The sequence below is a fragment of the Streptomyces sp. NPDC057654 genome (assembly GCF_042800135.1).
GTDB lineage: Bacteria > Actinomycetota > Actinomycetes > Streptomycetales > Streptomycetaceae > Streptomyces.
This window is the reverse complement of sequence record NZ_JBHVHQ010000957.1, coordinates 1-3,112: the sequence shown is the minus strand read 5'-3', so window position 1 is coordinate 3,112 and position 3,112 is coordinate 1. Positions and strand designations below refer to the sequence as shown.

General features: G+C 75.8%; 2 protein-coding genes. Both read right to left on the bottom strand.

Features of this window, described 5'->3' with window-relative positions; genetic code table 11:
- On the bottom strand, positions 1-2,660 hold a 2,660-nt coding region (locus ACFU99_RS38845), incomplete at its 3' end, for a type I polyketide synthase (protein WP_384401998.1).
- Positions 2,657-3,112, bottom strand: a 456-nt coding sequence (locus tag ACFU99_RS38840) for a phosphopantetheine-binding protein (protein WP_384401996.1), incomplete at its 5' end; no start/stop codon positions are given. The genes ACFU99_RS38840 and ACFU99_RS38845, both read right to left, overlap by 4 nt.

The following is a 3,112-nucleotide window of genomic DNA, read 5'->3' as shown; positions in this document are numbered from 1 at the left end:
GTCTGCAGGTCCTCGAGGGCGCGGGCGTGTCCGCCGTCGGTGGGGGTCTCGAACCCGTCCTCCAGGGGCAGCGCGACGCCGAAGGAGTTCTCGATGAGGGCGACGAGCTCGACGGCCGCGAGCGAGTCCCCGCCGTGCTCGAAGAAGTCCGGGTCGGTGACGTCCTCGGCGATGCCGAGGACGTGGGGGACGTGGACGAGCCGGGCGGCGTCCACGTCCGCCGGGCCGTCCGCCGGGGGTTCGGCGGCGGGCGCGACCGGGGCGTCCGCGACGCTGTCCGCCCTGGTCACCGGGGCGGGCCGCACCAGGTGGGTCCGGCGCTCGAAGGGGTACGTGGGCAGCGGCACGCGGCGTCGGTCCGTACCGTCGTGCAGGCGGTCCCAGGCGATCTCCGTCCCGCCGCGCCACGCCCGCCCCACGGCGTCGAGCAGCGCGGCGAGCACATCGCCGCCCGGCCGCTCCGGTCCGATCTCCACGACCAGCCGGCCGTCGCCGCCCGGAGCCGTCGGGGCGTCGCCGCCCTCCAGCAGTCCTTCCCAGAAGCCCGGGTCGGCCGCCTCTCGCGGCATGACCGGCAGTTGGGAGACGGGGTGCAGCCAGCCGGCCGAGGGGGTCCGCCACCGGGCCGACTCGACCGCGTCGCGCAGGGCGGTCCCGCCCCGCGCCGCCGACGCGGCGACGGCCAGCGCGTCGGCGAGCGGCACCGCCCCGGCCACCGCCGCGGCGGCCGGCGCGCCCATGCCACGCCCCGTCACGGTCGCGGGGGCGACGCCCCAGTCCATGAGGGAGCGGGCGAGCGCGTACTCGACGGCGAAGCCGGTCACGTGCTCCAGTTCCGGGGACGGCGCGGCGTCGGGCTCGGTGTCCGTACGCGGCGTCAGCAGCCGCCGCACGTCGGGGCCGAGGTTCTCGGGCAGCGCCTCGCAGCACGCGTCGACCGCGTCCCGGAAGGCGGGGACGGCCGCGTACAGGGGGCGGACGTCACGGACGTACCGCGCGGCGTCGCCCGGGAAGGAGAAGACGGTCGGTGGTCGACCGGCGGCGTCGTCGGTCCGTATGGCCGGATCGGACAGCGCTTCGACGGCCTCCGCGTGGTCCGAGCAGACGACGTACCGGCGGTGCGCGAACGCGTGCCGGCCCACCTGGAGCGTCCGGGCGACGGCGGCCAGCGGCTGGTCCGGCTGGCGCCGCAGGTGCTCGGCCAGCCGCTCGGCGGCGGCGTCGAGCGCGGCGGGCGTCCGCGCCGAGAGGACGAGCAACTGCGCTCCCTCTACGGCGAGTTGGGCGGCCGGTGCGGGAACCGGCGCTTCCTCCAGCACCACATGCGCATTGGTGCCGCCGATGCCGAAGGAGCTGACGCCGGCGCGCCGCGGGAGCCGGGTCGTCTCCCACTTCCGGGTGCGGGTGTTGACGCTGAAGGGGCTGCTCGCGAAGTCGATGGCAGGGTTCGGCGCGGTGAAGTGCAGGGTGGCCGGGAGCGTACGGTCCTCCAGGGCCAGCACGGTCTTGATGAGGCTCGCGACCCCGGCGGCGGTGTCGGTGTGCCCGATGTTCGTCTTGACCGAACCCAGCCCCACGGACCCGTCCGCGGCCGTCTCGTCCTCCTCGTACCCGTCGCGGAACGCCTGGGTCAGCGCGGTGACCTCGATGGGGTCGCCGACCGGGGTGCCCGTGCCGTGCGCCTCGACGTACGAGATGTCGGCGGGGTACACGTCGGCGGCGATGTGCGCCCGGCGGATGACCTCCGCCTGGCCGCGTACGCCGGGGGCGGTGTAGCCCGCGCGCTCGCGCCCGTCGTTGTTGACGGCGGAGCCGCGGAGCACCGCGTGCACGTGGTCGCCGTCCTCGATCGCGTCCCGCAGCCGCCGCAGGACGACGATCCCGGCGCCGTCGCCGCCGACGATGCCCCGCGCGTCGGCGGAGAACGTACGGCAGTAGCCGTCGGCCGACAGGGTGCCGCCCTCGCGGTGCGGGTAGCCGACGAGCGGGGCCCGCACGGTGACGCCGCCGGCCAGCGCCGTGTCGCACTCGCCCGCCAGCAGCGCCCGGCCCGCCTCGTGCACGGCGACCAGGGACGTCGAGCACGCGGTCATGACGGCGACGCTCGGGCCGGTGAGGCCGAGGAGGTACGACACGCGGGTGCACAGGTGCTCGGGGTCGTTGGCGAGGCTGAGGGCGAGCTCGTCGACGCCGGGGAAGCGGTCGGGCCGGGACCGTACGATCGAGGCGTAGCCGTTGCGGCCGGCCCCGGCGAACAGGCCCGTGGTGCCCGGCACCGCGCGCGGGTCGTACCCGGCCCGTTCCAGCGCCTCCCACGCGCACTCCAGGAAGATCCGGTGCTGGGGGTTGAGCAGGTCGGCGTCGCGGCCGGTGATGCCAAAGAACTCCGCGTCGAAGTCGCCGATGTTCTCCACGGGGCCGTGCCGCCGTACGTAGCGCGGGTCCTTGATCCGCTCGGGGTCCTCGCCCCATTCCGCGAGTTCCGCGTCGGTGAGGGTCCGTACGCCGTCGACTCCGTTGGCCACGTTGTGCCAGTACTCCTCCGGGGTGGTGGCTCCGGGGAAGCGGCAGGCCATGCCGACGACGGCGATGCGGGTGTCGTCGGAGTCGAGATCGAGGTCGGGGGCGAGGTCGGGGTCGTTGATGTGCTCGGCGGTCACTGTCGTTCAGCCCTTCCGTGGGAGGTCCGCGTCCGCATGGCCGTCAGCCGGGCCGCGCCGCGGCGGCGCCCGGCGGTGCGCGGCTCGCCGCCGGTACGGGCCGGGGTTCCGGCGTCCGTGCGGGCCGGGGGCGGGGTTTCGGCGCCGGTCAGCTGCCGGGCGAGGGCGGCGATGGTCGGGTACGCGTAGAGGTCGGCGATCCGTACGGGGCCGCCCAGTTCCTCGGCGAGCCGGTCGCGGACCGACGCCAGCAGCAGCGAATGGCCGCCTACGTCGAAGAAGTTGTCGTCGGTCCCGAAGGACTCGTGGCCGAGCGCCGCCGCCCAGACGGCGCTGATCCTGCGCTCCAGCGGCGCCTCGGCGCGGCGGTGGGAGGCGGGTGGCGCGGCGAGTTCCCGGGCGTCCTGGGGCAGCGCCGTACGGTCGATCTTGCCGTTGGCGGTGAGCGGCAG